We start from the raw sequence: 19,508 nt of genomic DNA, 5'->3' as shown, positions 1-19,508 counted from the left end.
CACTCTCTTTCTTCACCGAGCGCAAAAAAGGATCTTTCCCTGCGAGTCCTCGACTGGTTTAATTATTTTCTAAAGGAGCAGAAGGATATACCTTGGATCAATTTACAAATGAAAGATGTCAAATAGCATCTTTCGTTTGTAATATTTTTAATAAAACATCGATTAAGATCTTCAACTGTTTTTTTTCTTTTTCAATTTCGTATATTCGATAAAAGCTATTACATTGAAAAAGAACTCAAAAGAAATTATTGCAGGGGCTACAATCGCATTATTAGTCAGTGTTACAGCCGTTGTATTTTACCTTGTAAATTACTTATCTCAGAACGTAGTAATTAGGCCAAATTGGATTTGGTTTATTTTGATTTACATAATTTCCAGCTTCATCATCGCTTTACTGTCGGTTAAAATTAGAAAAAAGTACTTGCGTATTTGCATTGATATCTACCTCGCGCCACTATTCGCTTTAATATCGATCGTCGGTTTATTACTGCCAGTCATATCATTACTTTTTCATTACACTCTATACCTGATGTTTTGTTTTGCTATACCGGGAGCTGTGGTTGCTGTGCTTTCTTATTTCCAAATTCTTACTTTATCTGCTGAATTAAAAATATATTTAATATTTACTTCTGCTGTTTTTATAGCAGTTATATTTAATAATAAATTAAGAAGATTCGTTCAGTGGCTTAGCTCAATGTACACAGCAAACTATTCCTTTGCTAATAATGCAAAGCTGGATAGCTTAACGGATTATGTAGCATCACAAAACGTGGTGAAATTTCTAATATATTCCATCTATTTCATCTTACTGATACTTATGAATATTTATAAACTACAAAATCAGTCATTATATGCCGACAAAAACTATGACGTTGCGATTCTGCAATCATTCGTTACATTTTTAGCTTTTGATAAAGTTCACGGATTGTCAGGACAACTGGATTTTAAATTTTCAAATTTTTTGTCAATGATAATTCACTCAGTACGATCAATCACTAATTTTAGTGAGAAGCATGATAGCAAAGAAGACCAACCAAAACTGTAATCATACGAAAGTCGTTTGTTTCATATTCACGAAAATATAATAATGAAAAATGGATAAAATGTTTGAAAAACTTTTTGGAGATTTTACTGTCGAAAACTTCATTAAATGGTTAAAAGATCTGATATATTTTTATAGGCATCCGTATACTACAATAGAAAAAATTTCTAGACAAAGTGCCGGTTATATTTTTTTCGCGGTTCTTATTCTACTTTATTTTCAGTAATTCATTTTATTTCTTAGCAAATAAAAGCGAGAATGAGCTTCAATCAAATTTAAATCTCGCAATCGATGGGATTTTAGCGCAATTTTCTATCTTATTACTGTTCACTATATCCTCAAAACTTGTGACCAATAAATTTAATCTGAAAAAAAATATCATTTTCTTATCATTGGTTCTATTTTCCTTTACACCTATAGAAATTATCATTTATAGTAATTTTTTACGGTACGAAAATTATGTTTTTCTTTATATAGCTAGCATACTGTTGTTTATTGTTTCTTTTATTGTCATTCTATTATGGCCATTTTCAATAGAACTGAATAAAAAGAAAGCGTTTCTGATGCTTGTGGTTAATTTATTTTTCATAAATGCAGCGCAGTTTTTATTCTACAAAGTAAAAATAGATCCTTATTCTCAGCCAACTTCTTTCGTTACTAATGATCCTATTTATGAAGATTACAAAAACGTTGTTAAATACATTTATTCGAAAGAAAAAATTCCTGCTACGTATCTCTATGAATTAGGAAATCCTCTTGACTCGATAACACCCATTGAAAAAAGGAAATTGCGGGTTTCTGTGGGAACAATTAACGGTATTGATAGCAAGACATCAACCAATCATGAAACCTCTGAAGAGTATAAGCATGATATAGCCTTGAGTATAAAAAATTTAGAATCCCTTGATAGTGCTATTGTTTTTCGTAGAAACCAAAGAATATTAGTACAATGGCTCACGCACTTTTATAATGTAGAAAAAGTTATAAATGAGCATTCTACTGAAGACTACTTTAAAAAGAACAAAAAATCTTTTATTCATGTATTTCCAGGTGCATATGTAAGTAGTGAAGTTTACTCAAAATTAATTGGAGATGTAATTAATTTCGAAGATTACCATAATACAGTTTTGAAGCATCATACTAATTGCAAAGATATTGTTGATTTAGCACCATCAATAATAAATATACCGGCAACAATTGTTGATCATATTTTCACAGATTACAGTGAGAAGAAACAGCCTTTACATTACAAATTTGACGAACTACAAGATGAAGAATATAGGAAATATAATACTAGATGAAAATATTAATCTCGGGAGATAATTGAAAAAGATAATGCAATTACAAATTAGAAAAGTACATTATTTTCGAGTTTTATTAAATGTATAGATTCTTATCTACTCTAATTTTACTTTCAAAAATAAAGGGTGCTTTCAGGCACCCTTCTTAATCAAATTTTAAAAGTCAATGCATTACGGAATTCTGAAAAGTTCACTTTCGCATGCAGAGTCGTACAGGTTATGTACCCCGGAAGCATCACTTACCTGGCAGCTGATTCCTGTATTAATGGTCTCACATCTTTCCGTTGTCATCTCACAAGGTTGTTCCGGATTTTCCGGATTAAACTTGTAGCCTAATACTTCAACGGCTTTTGTTGCTGATGCTGCGTTTGTAGCATACGCACTACCTGCCCCTATCAAAAGGATGGCAAAAGGCAATGCGATTTTTCTCATTGTTTTCATAATGATACAATTTGTTATTGGTGCCTACTCTTTGTTCAGGTTTTCGGCTTCCCCTGAAATAAAATGTTGAGTAATCATGCGTGTAAGGCGGAATTTATTGAGTTTGCTGTTTACGATCATATACAGGAGGTCATTGTAGACCGCAAACTGGATCTGTTTTTTTTCAGATCTGTCGGGAATACTGACGCTGCCTAAGTATTTCTGCTCCAGTATGGAGTACAAATCAATGGTGACCGCTTCTTTTCCTCTGTTCTTCTCCAGCTTTCCTCTGCGGTCTGATTCTATAAAGAGCACACCTTTGTAGGCAAAGGATCTTTTGTTTACGATAAGGGGATTATTAAGCTTGCGGGTTCCGTCGCGTTGAACGGACAGTCCCAGTCGAGGAGTTTTTGTCGTGTCAATCGTTTGATATGTGCGCGCAGATCTGAGATACATGTCCGTGACGATAAACTGATTTTTATAATGATACACGTAAACCACCTTTCCTGTAGAAGCATCGTAGTTCAGTTGTCCGTCCGGTTCAAAAAAGCCTTCCCCGGTTGTTTTTAGCAGGTCGGTATTAAGCGTAACGGAATCCTTGCTTCCTCTGCCAACAATACCTAAGGCTTGTGTCTTCCTGCCACGGTGAAATGCGGAGATCACAAAATGGTTCGGATCAATATTTCTTATCTTTCTGAAAAAGGTCTTACCTGTATTCTGTTCCTTCAGAATATTTGTTCCTGTTTTTGCAGTAAAAATCACAGGTACTGTTCCATCATAAAAATAAGTGATGCTGTCAGTCACCTCCACGAGTGGAGATCTGAATTTAAGGTCTGTCCTTTCAAGTTGGAGAGGTTGCTGGATTAAACCTGAGGAATCTATCATTTTTGTTAGTAAAAAAAGGAGCGGTGTAATTGCCCAGGAAAAGCGTATCACTGTAAAATCCTGCAATATAGTATGAGTTTAACTTCAGATCATAGTCGGACTCTTTCGATATCGCGTGTTGCAGGAATCTTCTTTGGAAACCATTGTCCCTCTGCAAAATGTCCTCTGATCTTTTGTGAAGAAAAACCATGATGACCATGCAAACTACAGCAATCAGAATAAGAATCAAGCTGATTTTACCTCTGTTGATCTTACGGCGTTCAGCAGTCATTAAAAGTGCAATGGCAACAGCTATTACACAGATCAGGTTAAAGATGAGATGGGTGTTCCAATCCATTTTTTCAAGGATCCCACCACAGGAACAAGGAACAAAGTCACTGAAATGAAGGATAAGGAAAATATAGATGGTGAACAGGACCATCATAGCATATGCTCCAATTAGTCCTGCAAACCGTGATTTATCAAAAATCAGCAGAAAACACACGAGCAATTCAAAGATCAGAACACCATAAGTTGCCCAAATTGCATATGCACTTAAAAGTGGTGATTGCGCAACCTGAACCTGGAAATTTTCAAAATCCATAATCTTGCTGATGCTCGCATAGCAAAACAACAGTATAAAAAAATAACTGACGTATTCTACAAATCTTGACTTTAAGGTTTTCATTGGTCTGCTTTTATTTATGTTCTATCCTTTTCTGATCAATATCCATTTGACATTTTTACCACAGTAGGCCGGCATCATCTCTCCCTTGGATACGTATACGATCGTACTGAGCCTTCCCTCTGTTTCCCATTCACCGCTGACGGTGCATTTTCGTCCTGTTATCAGCGTAATCTTCTGATCTTCCATACCGAAGCTTATCGTTTGCGTTTAGTTTAGGCTACCACACTGAATCGATTGGCACTTTCCAATGTTGCTTGTCATCTTGCGGTTCATCGTCATCACCTGTTTCCTTAGACGCAGAATCAACCTGTGCTTCCGGGCTTTTTTGCGGATCGGATTTTGTGTTGATTGCTCTTGTTTTGGATGCGTTGCACTTTGTCGTCAGACATTTCATTATTATTGGTTTCTCTGTCGCACGATAACATACCGAGTACCGGTGCCAGCATTAAAATTGAGATATACTTTTTCATTTTGGTTTGTAATTTTGATGGTTTTAAAAAAAGTTATCCCGGCCGGGGTTTGAGTAGAATTCTTACATCGAAATTAGAAGGCTCGTAGCAGAAAAAAAAGCGAATGTGGTAACGAAATATCCATTGTTACGGAATGATTGGTACATTGTTCCCTATGTTTTTTAGTTTATATTTTTGATAATCAGTAAGTAATAAACTATGATATCAACAGGTTTTAAAACAGCTGTTTAATTGTTGATTTTTGAGTAAATTTGAATATATATCATCGTTATGCACTATCATAATAGGATTTTACTGCTGATCTTTAATCTGTTTTGGTGTTTTATTGACGGTCATCAATTCCCGGAAAGATCGTACAAGGAAATTGCTACATTATTTAATGCCTATAAGGAAAATGACGAAAGGGCAATGGTCTTTGTAAACCTCTATCTGAAAAAAGCAAAGAGTGAGCATAATCTCAAAAAGCTGATTAGAGGTTATGAAGAGGCCATATACTACAGCGAAAAGCCTGAAAGAAAATTATTATATGCCGATAGCGCTATCATCTTTGCGATAAAATCCGGTGATGAAGACAAGATCGCAAGGTCATATCTGGGTAAGGGGATTGTTTATTACTACAATCGAAGACAGTATAAGCCTGCCCTTGATGAATATCTCATTGCCTTCAAGTATTCAAAGAATTCAAAAGATCTTTACCTGAGAAATAAAATCACATATCACCTTGGGATGGTTAAAAGTTATCTGGGCTATTACAAGGAAGCTGTTGAACATTTTTTTGAAGCCGGCAACTATTTCGAGAAAATGGCAAAAGACGATGAAAATGTGACGGTGAAGATCAATAATGAGAGAGGCTATTTTAACAGCATCTACCGTTTAAGCACCTGTTACAAACATATGCATCTTTATCATAAAGAGGATTCTCTTATAAACATAGGATTGGCCGGGCTTCAAAAAAGAAACGAATTTCTGCCCGAGTTGGGATTGTTCAGAAAAGGTAAAGGTATTCAACTGCTGAGACAGGGCAGACCTGTGGAAGCACTGGAACAATTGGTTGCTGCAAGGGATATTCTGAGCCGTGTAGAAGATCACGCTTCTTTGACGAATGTTTATTTTTACATCGGTCAATCATACTTAGAGAAGAATGACAGGACTAAAGCCATCAATTATTTTAAAAAGGTAGATTCGCTGGTCAACAAATTTCGCTTCATCACGCCTGAGATCAGGTCCAATTACGAAACCCTGATTGATGATGCAAAAAGCAAAAAAAGATAAAGACAGTCAATTGTATTACACCGGCCAGCTGTTAAGGGCAGATTCGATTATCAATGCTGATTTTGCAATGCTTTCTGCAAAGCTTTACCGTGAGTATGATACCGATACTCTGATGGAAGAGAAAAAACAGCTTGAAAAGAAACATGATAAGGATCTGGCATTAATTTATATTGCAGTGGGAACCGGAATGATCTCTATGTCTTACATCATTGTGAGGTCCCGGAAAAGGGAGAGGAGACTCACACTTCAGTACCGGCAACTGCTAGCCAGATTGAAGGAGTCGGAAGGACAGGAACCAGCAAAGGACCTTCCGGTAGATCCGGATGAAAAAAGTCTCTACAGCCCCGAGGTCATCAAAGACATACTGAACAAATTGAAGGAATTCGAAAATCAGAAGCTGTTTCTTGAGCAGAATTTAACAGTACCGACAGTTGCTAAGATGATGGGTAGTAACCGGACTCATCTGTCTTACGTTCTTAATGTTCATATGGGTATTACGTTTCCAAGTTATCTTAAACAGTTGCGGATCAACTATATCACCAAGCTTTTGCTGGAAGACAGCAAATATCTGAACTACAGCATTGACGCGTTGGCCGTTGAGTGTGGAATGACCAACCGTCAGAAATTCTCCTCCCATTTCCTTGAGATCAACGGCATGCGGCCGACCGATTTCATCAGGAAAAGGCAACAGCAGCTAAGGGGAAATTGATTTTATCTGTTTTTAACCTGATTTTTACGTAAACATTAAAGATAAACGTATGAACGGAAAACATTTCAGAAAAAGGATAGATCAAATCTGGCTAGATCTCAACAAGGCTATCGATCAGATCAACAGGAGTGACAACAGTATAATAAGCCGGGCAGAAGAAATATTGATGGAAACCGATTCGGCAATAAAGCAATTAAAGGATCTGCTTCGCCAGTACGAGTTCGCCGACTGGAGCGAAGAGATCTGGTTCTTCAAGATGACCAAACCAAAATTTATTGCCGTCTATATCTATTATTCCAATGTATTGTCAGTTGAAGCTTCGAAGCCATTTGCGGATCCTGAAGTTCTGAAGGAATACTATGAAAATGAGAGAGGCGGTCTGTTGCACTTTTATCATGAGCATAAGGAATTTATCAACTATTACCGACGGAAATCAACCTATCTTGACAAGAAATACTTTGTACGATTCAAGTTTGACTTTAAGCTGAAGCTAAGCCCTGAGCTCTACAGCTATAACGAGGAATTTTCAACATCGCATGATCATCTTGTTTCGCAGATTATTGCCAATGATATGCTTGAGCAATTTCTCAGCAGCAAAATAAATTCCGGCGACTACGTGGGAAAAGATGTAGAAATTCCTAAGCAAATTGAATGGACAGCCCCAAAGGTGGCACTAACCGAACTGCTGTATGCGCTTCATCTTACCAAGTGCTTCAATGGTGGTCATTCAGACCTTGCAGAAATTTTCAGATGGGCAGAAAGTTCAATGAATATTAATTTAGGAAATTACCACAAGACTCTTGCGGAGCTTCGGTTGCGGAAAACGGATAGAAGTAAATTTCTTTCGTTATTGCAGCAAAATTTTAATCAATATCTGGATGCCCTTGATGAATAATTGACCTTTTTCTTCTTATTTTATATTTTTTTTCGTCCTGAATGATGTTTTCAGGATGCATTATCTGTGTTTTTGGGTGAAATTGTTGTAAAATTATTTGATTCCACAGTTATCATTATTGATCGAGTGTTTATTCATACGTTTTGCAATGATATTTTTCGGTAGTACCGAAGAACTACCGAAAACTGCATTCTTTGATTTTGAAACTTTGCACTGTTACTATTTTATAACCAGACATTCAATATCAAAACTATGGAAAAGAAAACCATTGACCCCAAAACACCGATCTGGCAGCTCACCGTGGCTGAATTCCTTGAGGTATCGAAGAATCTGAGCTTTGAGAAGAAATATGAATACGGGCTGAAAGGCCTGGCAAAGATTCTGGGATGCTCGGTCTCGAAAGCATCGGAAGTGAAATCTTCGGGTATTCTTGACAAGGCGATCATTCAGAACGGCAATATTATCATTATCGATAAAGAGAAGGCTTTGCAGCTTTTCGGAAAGAAATAATGATGTACTATATTGAGCTCATCGACAGGTTCTGGCTTTTCGTTGAAAAGACGAAACCCGGCACGGCTGCTATTTCATTGTATCTGTATTTACTTCAGGTTGTTAAACAAAAAGTTGCGTACCAGTTTACGATCTCTGATATCGAATTGGCAAAAAGGCTGGGCATAAACAGGGCTACTGTAAAAGCCACCAGGGAAAAGCTCAGCAAATTCGGATTGATCGAATATCAAAGTTTACAGGGCATTGCTGGAATTTACAGGCTGGTGGTCAATTACCCTTTAGAACCAATAAGTTTTGACAAGGTTCACAATGAACCTGTATCAGGTATTATCGACTGCTTTGGAAGGAATGAGAACGTTTTAGAAAGTAAGGAAATTGATGAGAAGGATAATTCAGCTGTAACCGTTGATGAGAATATACCTTTAGAACCTACAAGTCTTTTAATAGACGGCAGAGTGGTGCCGGGTCCGGAAGAGTTTTTAGACTATGCCCGAACGTTGGATGCTTATCATATCAAACTCGATGATCAGATCATGGCAAAACATTCAGTCTGGCTTCAGAGTAACTGGAGAAACGCTTCAGGAAGACCCATAACCAATTGGCAGTCATCCCTGAAGAATGTGTTGCCTTTTCTGACTTCGGAAGTTGCTCAAAATGAGCTGACCGTACACAATATACCTGAGATCATACATCCGAAAGAGCAATAGTGAATTTTTGAAATGTAATAAGTGATTAAAAATAAGACGTTTATGATATTTCCTCAGAAGGACCGAAGACTTGTCAAAAAGGAGTATACACCAAGGGAAGGGAAGGAGCCGGAAAGAATCAGGCTGGGCAATGGTTTTGTAGATGATTTTATATTTGAAGATCAGGAAGCGGCCGATATTCCGATCAATGCGCTTCGGGTCATCTTTAATATCATAGCTACTATCAGCAGCGAGCAGTTCAGGCCGGAAGACCGTCCACAGCAGCTGTGTTTGTTTGAGGAAGAGTTTGAAACTGAGAATAACATATTTACCTCGATGAAAATCAGGAACCTGAAGATCTCACCAAGCGGTTCCAGCAGACAGGTGATCGATGCCTACGAGTTTCTGGCGAAATTCAGAATGGGATGGTACACGTCTTTGAATTCAAAAGGAAGGGAGATCAGAACTTTTGGAGGACTTATTTCTACACCAAGCTATGAAGACCGTGGATATACAAGCTTTCTGATCAGCAGTTACTGGCTTAAAAAACTGATGGTCATTCCGGAGTATAATTATGTCCTGTATAATCTGGTCTATAATATCAGGAACAATAAGCATATCATCTTTGCAATATGGTTAGCAAAAATACCGCAGACAGGAACAATCCTGAAGCTTTCCACATTAAACAGAAAGTTTGGGCTCAATTATAAGACGGCCAATGATCTATGCTTTAAATTTCTGAAGCCTACGAGATTAAATCTTGATCGCTATAATAATTTGTCATTTCATTTCAAATATAAGGGTGATATGATCTCGATCATACCATATTCTACAGAATCTTTGACGGAAAAAAAGATAAATGCAGATACAACAAAGATCGATATTACCAGAAGACTAAGGTATTTCAGGAAAAGATATGGCTTACAGGATGATGAAATGCAACAGTTTTCCTATCAGTATAGAAATATTTATCAGACACGGGAACTCATCGAAAGAGCATTCAGGATTTTTATCAAAGAAAACAGATTGGAGGGTAAACCCTCCACTGAATTCCGGGGGAAGTTATTTTTGATGGAAATTCAGGACAATATAATCAAGCTCTATCATGAAACCAAAGTTGGAAAGTTGCTGCCCAATGGATATCTGGTTATCCTTTGAATACGGATTGGTACTCATCCGTATTTCGGAATTGTACTGCTTTCAAATTCGGAATGGCGCTCGCTGAAGTTAATGATGTGTTAAAAGAATAGGGATTAGGAATTAGATCTCGGAATTGGACTCATTCCGGAAAATCTGGTAAGCTTGCTTTTGATAATTATACCTCAAGATTGTGGATAAGATTCTAATCTAAGAATTGATTGTAATTGAAAACGGATTTGCGCTCATTTCAAGAACGCTGCTTTTTCGGATTTCAACTCATTTTAATTTCGGAAATGAACTGATCTCTATGTCGGAATTGGACTAATCCCGAAAATCATCAAAACGGTTTCTAAGACTGCAGTATATCAAATAGCTAAAAGTAAAGTGAAAAGGATGAAAAAGTTATTTTTTATTTAAAAGGAATTGGTAAGAGAAATCTGCTTTAAAAAAGAAAAAAAAATGAATTGCGAACAAATCAGGCAAACTATGAGCATACGTGCTGTTTTGGAGTCATTCGGACTTTCTCCTGCCAAAGAAAATCGTAGAACCGCTTTTTACTTTGCGCTGGACAGAGAAGAAAAAATTCCCAGCTTTTGCGTGGATTTTATCAGGAATGCGGCGTTTGATTTCGGAACGGGAAAAAGTTACGATGTGATTTCTATCGTGCAGCAAATTAAGAAATGTTCTGTTTCGGAAGCATTAAAATATCTGTCGTCGTTTGATTTTATAGCTAATACTGAACATTTGATCCAAGAAACACAATTAGAACCTCTATATAAAATTTTAAAAATTATCGAAATCAGACATCCTGCGTTGCTTCAATATCTGGAATTACGAAAAGTTGTTGACCAAAAAAAATGGGTAAGAGAGGTTCATTATGAATTGGAAGGAAGAAAATATTTCGGAATTGGATTTAAAAATAATTCCGATGGTTTTGAAATAAGGAATAAGTATGCTAAACTCTGCTTGGGTCCTAAAGATTTAACTTGGATCAACAATTCAAATAGTATGAATAATGAGGTGGCTGTTTTCGAAGGCTTCTTTGATTATCTTAGCTTTTGCAATGTTGAAAATCAGTTTAATTTGACCTGCGACTGTTTAGTTTTAAATTCTACGGCAATGCTTTTTAAAGCGGAAACGATATTAAAAGAATACCGAAAGATTTTGCTTTTTCTGGACAATGATGCCAACGGGAAATCAGTTGCATTAAAAATTAATACTACATATGACAATGTAGAGGATTGCTCTTTAATCTTCCACGGCTTTAAAGATCTGAATGAATGGTTTGTAAAAAAAACAAATTACCTTCCTAAGTTGAAGTTTTCTTATTAATTTGGTCCTTTAAAAGATATTCCAATGAGTATATGCCGCAACAAGCTTTAGTAAATGCCGCAAAAAAAGGCTATAAATTATGCTAAAGAAGCGATTGATTTAGGCAGATAACTAATGAAAATATCTATCCATGTTTAAAAAATCAAGATATAAATTTTACTATCAATAGGATTATTATAAAGTTCATGGACATTCTTAACATACTCATTCATTTCTCGATATGAGCTATTTCTTTCCCCACTAAAGCTATAATCAAATCTGTCTCCATAAGTATTTTGTAAAGTAAAACTATTTGATCCCGGATCTTTTAAAAAGTTAGCTATATAATTTTCTATTTTTTTCTTTTTTAGATTTATGTATCTACTTGTTTGAAATATATCTGAAAAGTTTTCAGAACTTCCCTTGATGAGTTCTACCATTTCGAAGTTATAATCCCCATCCTCAGAATATATTTTCAATATCAATCCTGGTAAGCCTGAAAATTTATAAGGTCCCGATGTAATAGGGATTTCTGATGCAAATAATGCTATCCATTTTCTTCCATCTAATTCTATTTTTGCTTCTTGAACTTTATAGCCGTTAAAACTTGAAGTTTTATTACCGATATGCCAATCAACCTTTAAAGTTTCATTAAAAACAAAAAACAGATCATTGAAATATCCATAATAATTATATTTTTTATCATCTTGAGTTATTGTAAACCGTAAATAGGGTGTCGCGTTCCCTGATAAACTATAGATTGAATCAGATTTATTTATTTGATTATAGAATATACTTTTTGATTTAGATAATGTCTCTAAACGCATATATTCAGTTTTAAGCACTGTTTTATTTTTTTGTGGATGAAAATTTACTTTATAAAGTACCTTGTAAGTTTGAGACGAACAAAAAATAAATCCACTTAAAAAATAAAAGACCAATAAAAAGTTAGCGCATTTAAAGTTAAACATCAATTAGAAAATTTTTCTTTTAATATATTTTTATAATAATCTTTCTTTGGATTATTAATATGATCGTAATAACGGTAATTATTAATGAAATAATATTTTTGACAGCTTTTAGGTAAGTACTGATTTATATAATCATCGTCCGTATTTTCTATGATTGGATATTTTTGAAGATCTATTTTAAGTTGATTAATATACTTTGCTAATTCACTGATAATATTATATTTTTCTTTATATTCACATTCTTCAAATCCTTTTTTAATATACTTATTGTAATAATATAAAGTCAAATCTTTAGATTTATTGTCTAATGATTTAGCGCCTGTAAAGACCATAAATAACGAAGCTACCCAATCGTTAACAACATAATTTTCTATTATTTTATATCTTTCATCATTATTACCAGTATATGTATTATTCAACTTTTTGATTTCATATAGATAGTCAAACAAAACGATTTCTGAAAAATTTATAAACTCCGAGTTTGAATTCATTTTATAATATATATCTTGATATTTTACAATGTTTTTATATAATATATAATGTTGTTGATTAACAATTAAATCTTCTAAAGCATCATGATCTCCCTTAAATTCAATAGACTTAGCAGAATTTTCAGAAAAAATAATTGTTAAAGATTGATTAACATCAAGAAATAGAGGTATAAATTTTGTAATCAAATTATTTCCGCTAGTGTAATTAACGGTTAGTCCATTAATTTCTTTCGAGGAAATATTCTTAGTTTGACCAGGGTTCACTAAAAAGATATTTTTATTATTCCCAACTTCAATATTTGATTTATTTTTATTTATAATTGAAATTTGCTGAGTAAAAACATTTATAAATGAAAATAATAAAAGAGTACTTAGTACTCTTTTATTATTATTAAATAAAATAACTTTATTCAAAATGATTAGATTTTATTTTCCACAATTTGCTCTATAAGAGTCACATCTAGTCCAGCATTGTTGAGCGCTCCCTGGAGTATAAAAATCTGCTGGTGGTAAACCTGTTGGTTGAGAAGGTGAAGGAGCACATCCGTGACAATGACAACCTGCTTCTCCACCTCCATAAAGTTTATCAGTTTCATCGCCACCGTTAATAGTTCTTAATTGATCTCTTGTAAGTTTTTTTCGATTTTTCATAATGATAATTTAGTTTTTTATTAAACTTTTCTATATTCTTCACATGCTTTATAACATTGTTGCGGGCTGTCTGAATAGATATCAATTGGAGGTAATCCGTTTGGTAGTTTTTCAGATGGTGGTAAACCATGACAGTGACAATTTCCACCTCCATAAAGTTTATCAGTTCCATCACCACCATAAATAGTTCTTAATTATTTCTTGTGAGTTTTTTTTTGTTTTCAAAAAAAATGAACGTGTCAAATATATAAAATTATTTTATATCACAATCAAGGGAGCAATTATTTTTAAACAAAAAGTCAATAAATTAGAATATATTTAATTTTAAAAGACTATTTAAGAAATAAATTTTAAGTAACTAATCCGGTTTATAATCATTGTATTTACTATTGGTCACAAAGAAGAAACTTTCAGTCTCAAAGATGGAGTCTCTGAATTTACTCATATTTATACAGGTGGTACAGCAAATATTTATCAGACAGACGAAACTCATTACTTGATGAAAATAATTCCGAATTCGGAGCAGCCAAATACAATGTATAAAATTAATTCACTCATATAAGGAAAATCTCAAATTGAATGGAATGCCTTTACAAACTGGACAGTTTTATTCTCTGCCAAACATTTATAATTTTATCGTTATTCTTGCAACAAGTGAATTGAGACAAGAGCCTTAGAATATACCATTAAGATTGCGCCGGAGATATCGAATTATAATATTCATCCGACAATTACTGAAAGAAATCTCTATTGAATCTATGAATATTAATCTATAAATGTTTACCTACTACTCAAATGAGTTTAATTGGAGTAATGAAAAAAGTACAGTCGCAATTGTTTAATGTTTTTGTTGTTATGAATTTTGAAATATTTCTTGATAATAATCAATTAAAAATGAGTTACTTCTAAATATTGAATTTCTTTTTTTCGTAAATTAGATTTATAAAACTTAACCATAACGAAAACAATTAATAAACATGAATCCGCCTCACTATCCTGAATTATTAATATGATATTGAATTCTAAATTCCATAGCAAAGAGTATAGAATCTACAGCTGACTTTTGAAACAATAGGCAGATATATTTTTGGTCCTACGTTAATCTTAGGATTACTCATTTATATTTTATTACTAAATAATCAAGAATGAAAACTCGAACAATCACATTACTATTGATCGCATTATTTTTTGTCTCCTGTGAAAACGGAAAAGAAAAAGAAAAAAAAGAGCAAAAAGAAAAGGAACGGCTAAAGCTAAATGATTTTAGAATTATCAAGCAGCCCGTCTACATTACTAAAAGTGACACTACTAAAACATCGATTGCCATTACATCTTACAGGATATATTATAATCCATCATCAATGGGGAAAGTTATAATAAATCTAGAAGACGGCTCAGAGTATATATCTCAATCTTTGGAAGGAGGAAACCTTTCTGCAGCTGTTTTATTATTAAAAGATACTCGAACAGTATTCTACCCTGGAAGAAAAGAACTCGTCATCGAAGAAGTCATCGACAAATAAAAATGAATCATGAAAATAGTAATTTCAATAATATTTGCTTTACTGGTATCATCATGTAGTGCAAATAAAACAGTGTTTCCCGGACAGAAGGTCTACAAATATGTGAATAAACAAGGTGGGGGGGATGTGAAGGATCAGGTCATTGAGTATACAGCAATCAAAAAATTTAAGACAGTACTTAATGACAGAACTACACGGTTTGAAATACCTGAAGACATAAAAGATAGCATTACTAAAACGGATGTCGCAGACATAGAGCCTGAGAATGTTGCGGCTTACAAGGGAATGGATAAAATTTATTATACCAATGAGGTCCGAAAATTTGCCAATAATAAGTATTTTGAACAGAAACCATTCAAATTTTATTATGGTAAATTTTCACTCACAGCTCTAACAGTTCCGCTAAAATTTCGAAAAGGAATCGGAGATGAATTGTTGAATCCACCAAATGTAGAGACAGGATTTAATGTGAATTTTGCTCCTGCATATAGACTGAATTATAGCAGCTTTAATCCCTCAAAGAAGTTCCTTGGATCCAACATAACAAATTATTCGATAACTTTTGGTGGAATGTTTGGGATTGGTGGAGTTGATCTAAAGACTAAATCAAATGCTCCAGGTCTTATTTCCGATAGAAAGTCAGCAGCATTTACATATGGAGGGGCTTTTATTTTCGGACTCAATTCAATTGGTTTAGGTTATGCATTTGGATTTGACAATGTATTGGGAACAGGGAGGAAATATTGGGTATATCAGAATAAGATATGGCACGGTATAATTGTGTCTGTAGACTTAATTAAATAAATTAAATTAGTGAAGAAAGGACTAAAAGGCTATCTCACTTTGAGATAGCTTTTTATAATAAAACCTTACTAAGGAAGTATTTATAAAATCTCAAAACACAATAATCTAAAGAATATGAATATGAAAAAATTAATAGAAAGTGTAATTTATCAGTTGGCAAATATGAAATGCTTCCCTGAATGTGTAACAGATGGGTTACCCAAAATTTCATTTCCAAGAGGTGAACATAGATCAGATAATAATGTTTTTTTAAAATGTCTGATGAAATTTATTGGGAAACCAAGTATTAAATTTCTAAAATACCACACTTTAGGAAGGGGTATTTTAGATTATTAACTTCCGATTATTATACTCACAAAAAGGGCAGTTGATTTATATCTCTGAAACCATAGTTAAAGGAAAAGCTAAAACTGTTTCAAAACAAAATAATATTGACAAGTTTAATGAGTAATTAATCTCAAATAATGATAAATCATGATTCATGAAATAAGAAAACAATTGATTGATTTAGCAAGATCTAAAACAACCTGGAGTTACTCACAACTAAATAATCAACTCCAGCTTAATCTAAATTTTGACGACCCATCAGATAGACAATTAATTGGGGAATGGTTGGGAGATATTTCATTACATGAGAATGAAAGAAAAAGACCTCTTTTAAGTGCTTTAATTATTCACAAAGGTAAAGACAAAGAACAAGGTGATGGTTTTTACAAACTATGTGAAGGGATTTATAATGAATACTGGGAAGATTTAAAAGCTGACAAAAATTTCGAAATTGAAAAAATTACTGAATGTTTTACGTTTTGGAAAAATAATGATAACTATAAAAAGTTTAAAAACGATTTTTAAACTATGTAAAATTTATACTCAGCAAATATAAAAAACAATGGAAAAAATACCTTTTAAAATGACCACAGAACAAGAAATTAATCTTAGATTATCTTTGATTAAACAAGGTTTAAATGATGTTCAAATTTCTGATATTTTTCAGATAATAAAAAACGAAGAAGATTATTTGAAGTATTTAAAATCTTAAAAAGTGATAAAATAAATACGGTTTACCGTTAGGACGTTCTATTTTTAAAGGATAGTTTTAAATACTAATACTAAATTTCAAAATAAAAATGATGCAAGACTAACGTTATTTGTCAATGCAAAATTAACTCAAAATTAAAATATCAACGGTAATTAATTATATAGTATGGCTTTAATAGATAAAAACCTAACTCCGTCTTTGAAATTAATTAATTCATTTTTAAAAATGAAAAAAGTTAAAATTAAAGGAATACAATTTATCGAAAATAGAGATGTTTATATTTCTAAATTGACGAATAGTTATATATTAAAGTTCGAAACACAAAATAGTGATCATTTAGCTGTAGAATCAGTGTTATATAATAATTTAGAAACTTATTCTTTAAGTCACAGGAAACGCTCTTATATAATTCCTAGTGAAATGAGTAGAATTACAAGTTTTGGAGATCCCCTTCTCACGGATTCTAATTTTCAAGTTGAAATTAATCTAAATTCTATTTATTCTTCAAAATTAGACTTAGATAAAAAATATTTTTTCAGATATATTGTACCATTAGATAAAAAAGAAAATTTTGAAGATTTTGAGAATTATTATATTAAAATTAATGGAATACAAAAAGGTAACTTAATAAAAATAGATAGTGAAAATAATAAAGTACATTTTTATCAATTCCAACATAATAATAGATATTATTTAGTAACCGAATCATTGTATAAATGTAGCTTTAATGAAATAGAAAATTTAGCACACAGTACATTATTAACATTAGGATTTTTTTCTGGAAAATTTCATTTAAACGAAACCTATATTGTTGCAAGTAATAGAGATAACTTCAATTCTCCAGTTGGTTTGTATTATAAATCTTTAAGAGAGAGTATCTCGGGACAATATAGCATCTTTACTACAAACGCATATTCAGTGCTAGTTCCTATTTCAAAGAAAATGAAGGCTAAAAATGCAGAAAATCGGATGATGAATATAATTGAACAAAAGTGGAAATTTAGGATCCAAATGATAAAAGAAGATGTATTTAATAATATGGTTAACCTGTTTTATCAAAATGAATCCTTTGCTCGCGCAGCATTACTTTTATTATCTAACTCAAAATTAGGTCTTGAACTACAATCAGGAGCATTCTGTATTGCATTTGAAACAATTTGCAACTCTATAAATAAAAAATATAATCTTGTAGCTCCAAAGATGATAGAAACCCTGCAATGGAATACTATTAAAAAAGATTTATTAGCCATTTTTAATAATAGTAAATTGAGTAAAGAAGCTAAACAGTTTGGTATTAATAAAATTAACAATCTTAATCAATCAACTAATAAAGATAAATTGACATTACCTTTTAAGGAAATTGGTTATGAATTGAATTTAAATGAAATTAAAGTAATAAATGATAGAAATCTTTTTTTACACGGAAATTTAAATGTAAAAGATGGTGAAAATGAGATAGATAAATTATTTTATACTTCGATTATGTTACATCGATTATGTTGTACATTAATTCTTAAAATGTGCTCTTTTGAAGGTCATATTATCAATAACATTGCTTTGTACTCTTCCAATATTAATACAGAAACGAATGAATGGGGATTCAAAGAAATATAGTTAGTTATAGTAATTAATCTAACAGCAGTTTTGCAATGTGGCACTAAGTTAAAGTTCCACTTTTCGGTTGAACTTTAGTGCAAAACAGAAAGTTTAGTGCTTCGAAATAAGCCATATTGCCAAACTGTAAAACGTTATAGATGAAATAAAATCTCAAAAAACGATCAGAACAAAAACTAATAACAATGGAAAACAGTATAGAAATTCTTAACCAGAAGATTCAATTTCTTAGAAATTTTCTAAAAAAAGGACTCAATAAAGGAAAAAGAAACGGAATTTTTAAAGCAATTTTTTGAAAATTTCTCCTTTATAACAGGTTTAACTTACAAGACTAAAATAGAGAGATTTCAACGTGTTACAATAAATTCTAGAATTTTTGAAGAGGAGAAAAGAATATCTGATATTAAATACTTGGAAAATCCACCCGAAAAATATGTGAAAAAGTATGGAAGAGCAAATCTAATTGGGCAAAGTGTATTATATGCAACAGATAATCCTTTGACTGCATTGGCTGAAATGAGGCCCGAAGCAGGACAATTAATAACTATCTCAAAGTGGAAACTTGCAACTGATTATGATCTAACGGTAAATTCCATTTTCAAAAATTCTCCAAGAAAAAATCGTGTTAGTAATTCAATGACTATGCGAGCACAATTAGAATATTCTAATCTTGTTTCTAAAATAGATTATCCAAAAGGGTTGTTAGATCAAATAGATTTATTAATTCACTTTATTTGTGATTATTTCAGTAAAGAAGTTAATGATGCAAATCATTTTGATTATTTTTTAAGTGCTCACTATGCAAATCAAATCTTTACTGTACTTCAAGATGGAGAAATTGATGCAATCTTTTACCCGAGTGTAAGGCAATCGCTTGAATTAACGAATATTGCTATGAAAGCAACTGTTTTTAAAAATAACTATACTCTTGAAAGTGTTGAAGAAAGTAAACTAGTTAGATTCCATAATAACGGTTGGCAGTTGGAAGGAACTGGTGATTCTAAAAAATTCGAAGATAACAATATCATTTGGTTTTAGTAACTCTCACGTTAAAATAAAAAATGAATCTCAAAAAACGATGCAATTTCTACTCATGATAAAAATTTA

21 protein-coding genes are annotated in these 19,508 nt (G+C 32.7%); 15 read left to right on the top strand and 6 right to left on the bottom strand.

Annotated features, from left to right (window positions below; translation table 11 throughout):
- The first annotated feature begins 223 nt into the window (after positions 1 to 223).
- On the top strand, positions 224 to 1,045 hold the full coding sequence (locus tag AAHI02_RS06450; protein WP_346985985.1) for a hypothetical protein: 822 nt from the start codon (positions 224 to 226) through the stop codon (positions 1,043 to 1,045).
- Positions 1,046 to 1,389: 344 nt separating this feature from the next.
- Positions 1,390 to 2,343: a hypothetical protein gene (locus AAHI02_RS06445; protein ID WP_346985984.1), complete on the top strand. Its 954-nt coding sequence runs from the start codon at positions 1,390 to 1,392 to the stop codon at positions 2,341 to 2,343.
- Between the two features lie 171 nt (positions 2,344 to 2,514).
- Here AAHI02_RS06445 and AAHI02_RS06440 read toward each other — a convergent pair whose 3' ends face one another.
- From AAHI02_RS06440 to AAHI02_RS06425, 4 genes are all read right to left on the bottom strand, one after another.
- Complete coding sequence (locus tag AAHI02_RS06440; RefSeq protein WP_346985983.1) at positions 2,515 to 2,784, bottom strand: DUF6520 family protein; 270 nt, start codon at positions 2,782 to 2,784, stop codon at positions 2,515 to 2,517.
- Positions 2,785 to 2,808: 24 nt separating this feature from the next.
- Entirely contained in the window at positions 2,809 to 3,648 is an 840-nt protein-coding gene (locus AAHI02_RS06435; protein WP_346985982.1) for a hypothetical protein, read from the bottom strand.
- Positions 3,605 to 4,315 (bottom strand): MauE/DoxX family redox-associated membrane protein, encoded by a 711-nt coding sequence (locus AAHI02_RS06430; protein WP_346985981.1) that lies wholly within the window; start codon positions 4,313 to 4,315, stop codon positions 3,605 to 3,607. The genes AAHI02_RS06435 and AAHI02_RS06430 overlap by 44 nt, the downstream gene beginning before the upstream one ends.
- A gap of 217 nt (positions 4,316 to 4,532) precedes the next feature.
- Positions 4,533 to 4,709, bottom strand: a complete 177-nt coding sequence (locus tag AAHI02_RS06425; protein WP_346985980.1) for a hypothetical protein — start codon at positions 4,707 to 4,709, stop codon at positions 4,533 to 4,535.
- 346 nt (positions 4,710 to 5,055) lie between these two features.
- Between AAHI02_RS06425 and AAHI02_RS06420 the strand changes: the two genes are divergently transcribed.
- The 7 genes from AAHI02_RS06420 (at position 5,056) to AAHI02_RS06390 (ending at position 11,329) form a co-directional block, all read left to right on the top strand.
- Complete coding sequence (locus tag AAHI02_RS06420; RefSeq protein ID WP_346985979.1) at positions 5,056 to 6,057, top strand: tetratricopeptide repeat protein; 1,002 nt, start codon at positions 5,056 to 5,058, stop codon at positions 6,055 to 6,057.
- Positions 6,032 to 6,766: a helix-turn-helix domain-containing protein gene (locus tag AAHI02_RS06415; RefSeq protein ID WP_346985978.1), complete on the top strand. Its 735-nt coding sequence runs from the start codon at positions 6,032 to 6,034 to the stop codon at positions 6,764 to 6,766. The genes AAHI02_RS06420 and AAHI02_RS06415 overlap by 26 nt, the downstream gene beginning before the upstream one ends.
- 49 nt (positions 6,767 to 6,815) lie before the next feature.
- On the top strand, positions 6,816 to 7,661 hold the full coding sequence (locus AAHI02_RS06410) for an RteC domain-containing protein (RefSeq protein WP_346985977.1): 846 nt from the start codon (positions 6,816 to 6,818) through the stop codon (positions 7,659 to 7,661).
- 252 nt (positions 7,662 to 7,913) lie between these two features.
- Complete coding sequence (locus AAHI02_RS06405; RefSeq protein ID WP_346985976.1) at positions 7,914 to 8,171, top strand: DUF3853 family protein; 258 nt, start codon at positions 7,914 to 7,916, stop codon at positions 8,169 to 8,171.
- Positions 8,171 to 8,878, top strand: coding sequence for a hypothetical protein (locus AAHI02_RS06400; RefSeq protein ID WP_346985975.1), 708 nt, complete (start codon positions 8,171 to 8,173; stop codon positions 8,876 to 8,878). The genes AAHI02_RS06405 and AAHI02_RS06400 overlap by 1 nt, the downstream gene beginning before the upstream one ends.
- Before the next feature lie 42 nt (positions 8,879 to 8,920).
- The gene (locus AAHI02_RS06395) at positions 8,921 to 10,015 is read left to right on the top strand and encodes a hypothetical protein (RefSeq protein ID WP_346985974.1); all 1,095 of its coding nucleotides are present in this window, start codon (positions 8,921 to 8,923) and stop codon (positions 10,013 to 10,015) included.
- A gap of 441 nt (positions 10,016 to 10,456) precedes the next feature.
- Positions 10,457 to 11,329, top strand: coding sequence for a toprim domain-containing protein (locus tag AAHI02_RS06390; protein ID WP_346985973.1), 873 nt, complete (start codon positions 10,457 to 10,459; stop codon positions 11,327 to 11,329).
- Positions 11,330 to 11,463: 134 nt separating this feature from the next.
- On the opposite strand, the gene AAHI02_RS06385 is transcribed toward AAHI02_RS06390, so the two are convergent.
- On the bottom strand, positions 11,464 to 12,279 hold the full coding sequence (locus AAHI02_RS06385; RefSeq protein WP_346985972.1) for a GLPGLI family protein: 816 nt from the start codon (positions 12,277 to 12,279) through the stop codon (positions 11,464 to 11,466).
- Entirely contained in the window at positions 12,279 to 13,184 is a 906-nt protein-coding gene (locus AAHI02_RS06380) for a hypothetical protein (protein ID WP_346985971.1), read from the bottom strand. Before AAHI02_RS06380 ends, AAHI02_RS06385 begins: the two co-directional genes overlap by 1 nt.
- Before the next feature lie 1,382 nt (positions 13,185 to 14,566).
- On the opposite strand from AAHI02_RS06380, the gene AAHI02_RS06375 reads away from it, so the two are divergent.
- The 6 genes from AAHI02_RS06375 (at position 14,567) to AAHI02_RS06350 (ending at position 19,439) form a co-directional block, all read left to right on the top strand.
- On the top strand, positions 14,567 to 14,944 hold the full coding sequence (locus tag AAHI02_RS06375) for a hypothetical protein (RefSeq protein WP_346985970.1): 378 nt from the start codon (positions 14,567 to 14,569) through the stop codon (positions 14,942 to 14,944).
- A gap of 9 nt (positions 14,945 to 14,953) precedes the next feature.
- Positions 14,954 to 15,748 (top strand): hypothetical protein, encoded by a 795-nt coding sequence (locus tag AAHI02_RS06370; protein ID WP_346985969.1) that lies wholly within the window; start codon positions 14,954 to 14,956, stop codon positions 15,746 to 15,748.
- Positions 15,749 to 16,222: 474 nt separating this feature from the next.
- The gene (locus tag AAHI02_RS06365; RefSeq protein ID WP_346985968.1) at positions 16,223 to 16,600 is read left to right on the top strand and encodes a hypothetical protein; all 378 of its coding nucleotides are present in this window, start codon (positions 16,223 to 16,225) and stop codon (positions 16,598 to 16,600) included.
- Positions 16,601 to 16,637: 37 nt separating this feature from the next.
- Positions 16,638 to 16,787, top strand: a complete 150-nt coding sequence (locus tag AAHI02_RS06360) for a hypothetical protein (RefSeq protein ID WP_346985967.1) — start codon at positions 16,638 to 16,640, stop codon at positions 16,785 to 16,787.
- A gap of 165 nt (positions 16,788 to 16,952) precedes the next feature.
- Positions 16,953 to 18,401: a hypothetical protein gene (locus AAHI02_RS06355; RefSeq protein ID WP_346985966.1), complete on the top strand. Its 1,449-nt coding sequence runs from the start codon at positions 16,953 to 16,955 to the stop codon at positions 18,399 to 18,401.
- A 411-nt stretch (positions 18,402 to 18,812) separates the two neighbouring features.
- On the top strand, positions 18,813 to 19,439 hold the full coding sequence (locus AAHI02_RS06350) for a hypothetical protein (protein ID WP_346985965.1): 627 nt from the start codon (positions 18,813 to 18,815) through the stop codon (positions 19,437 to 19,439).
- Positions 19,440 to 19,508: the final 69 nt, after the last annotated feature.

Origin of the sequence: Chryseobacterium sp. POE27 (assembly GCF_039727685.1) — a bacterium.
Lineage (GTDB): Bacteria > Bacteroidota > Bacteroidia > Flavobacteriales > Weeksellaceae > Chryseobacterium.
Note: the sequence above shows the minus strand (reverse complement) of the source record. Positions and strands in the feature narration are given on the sequence as shown.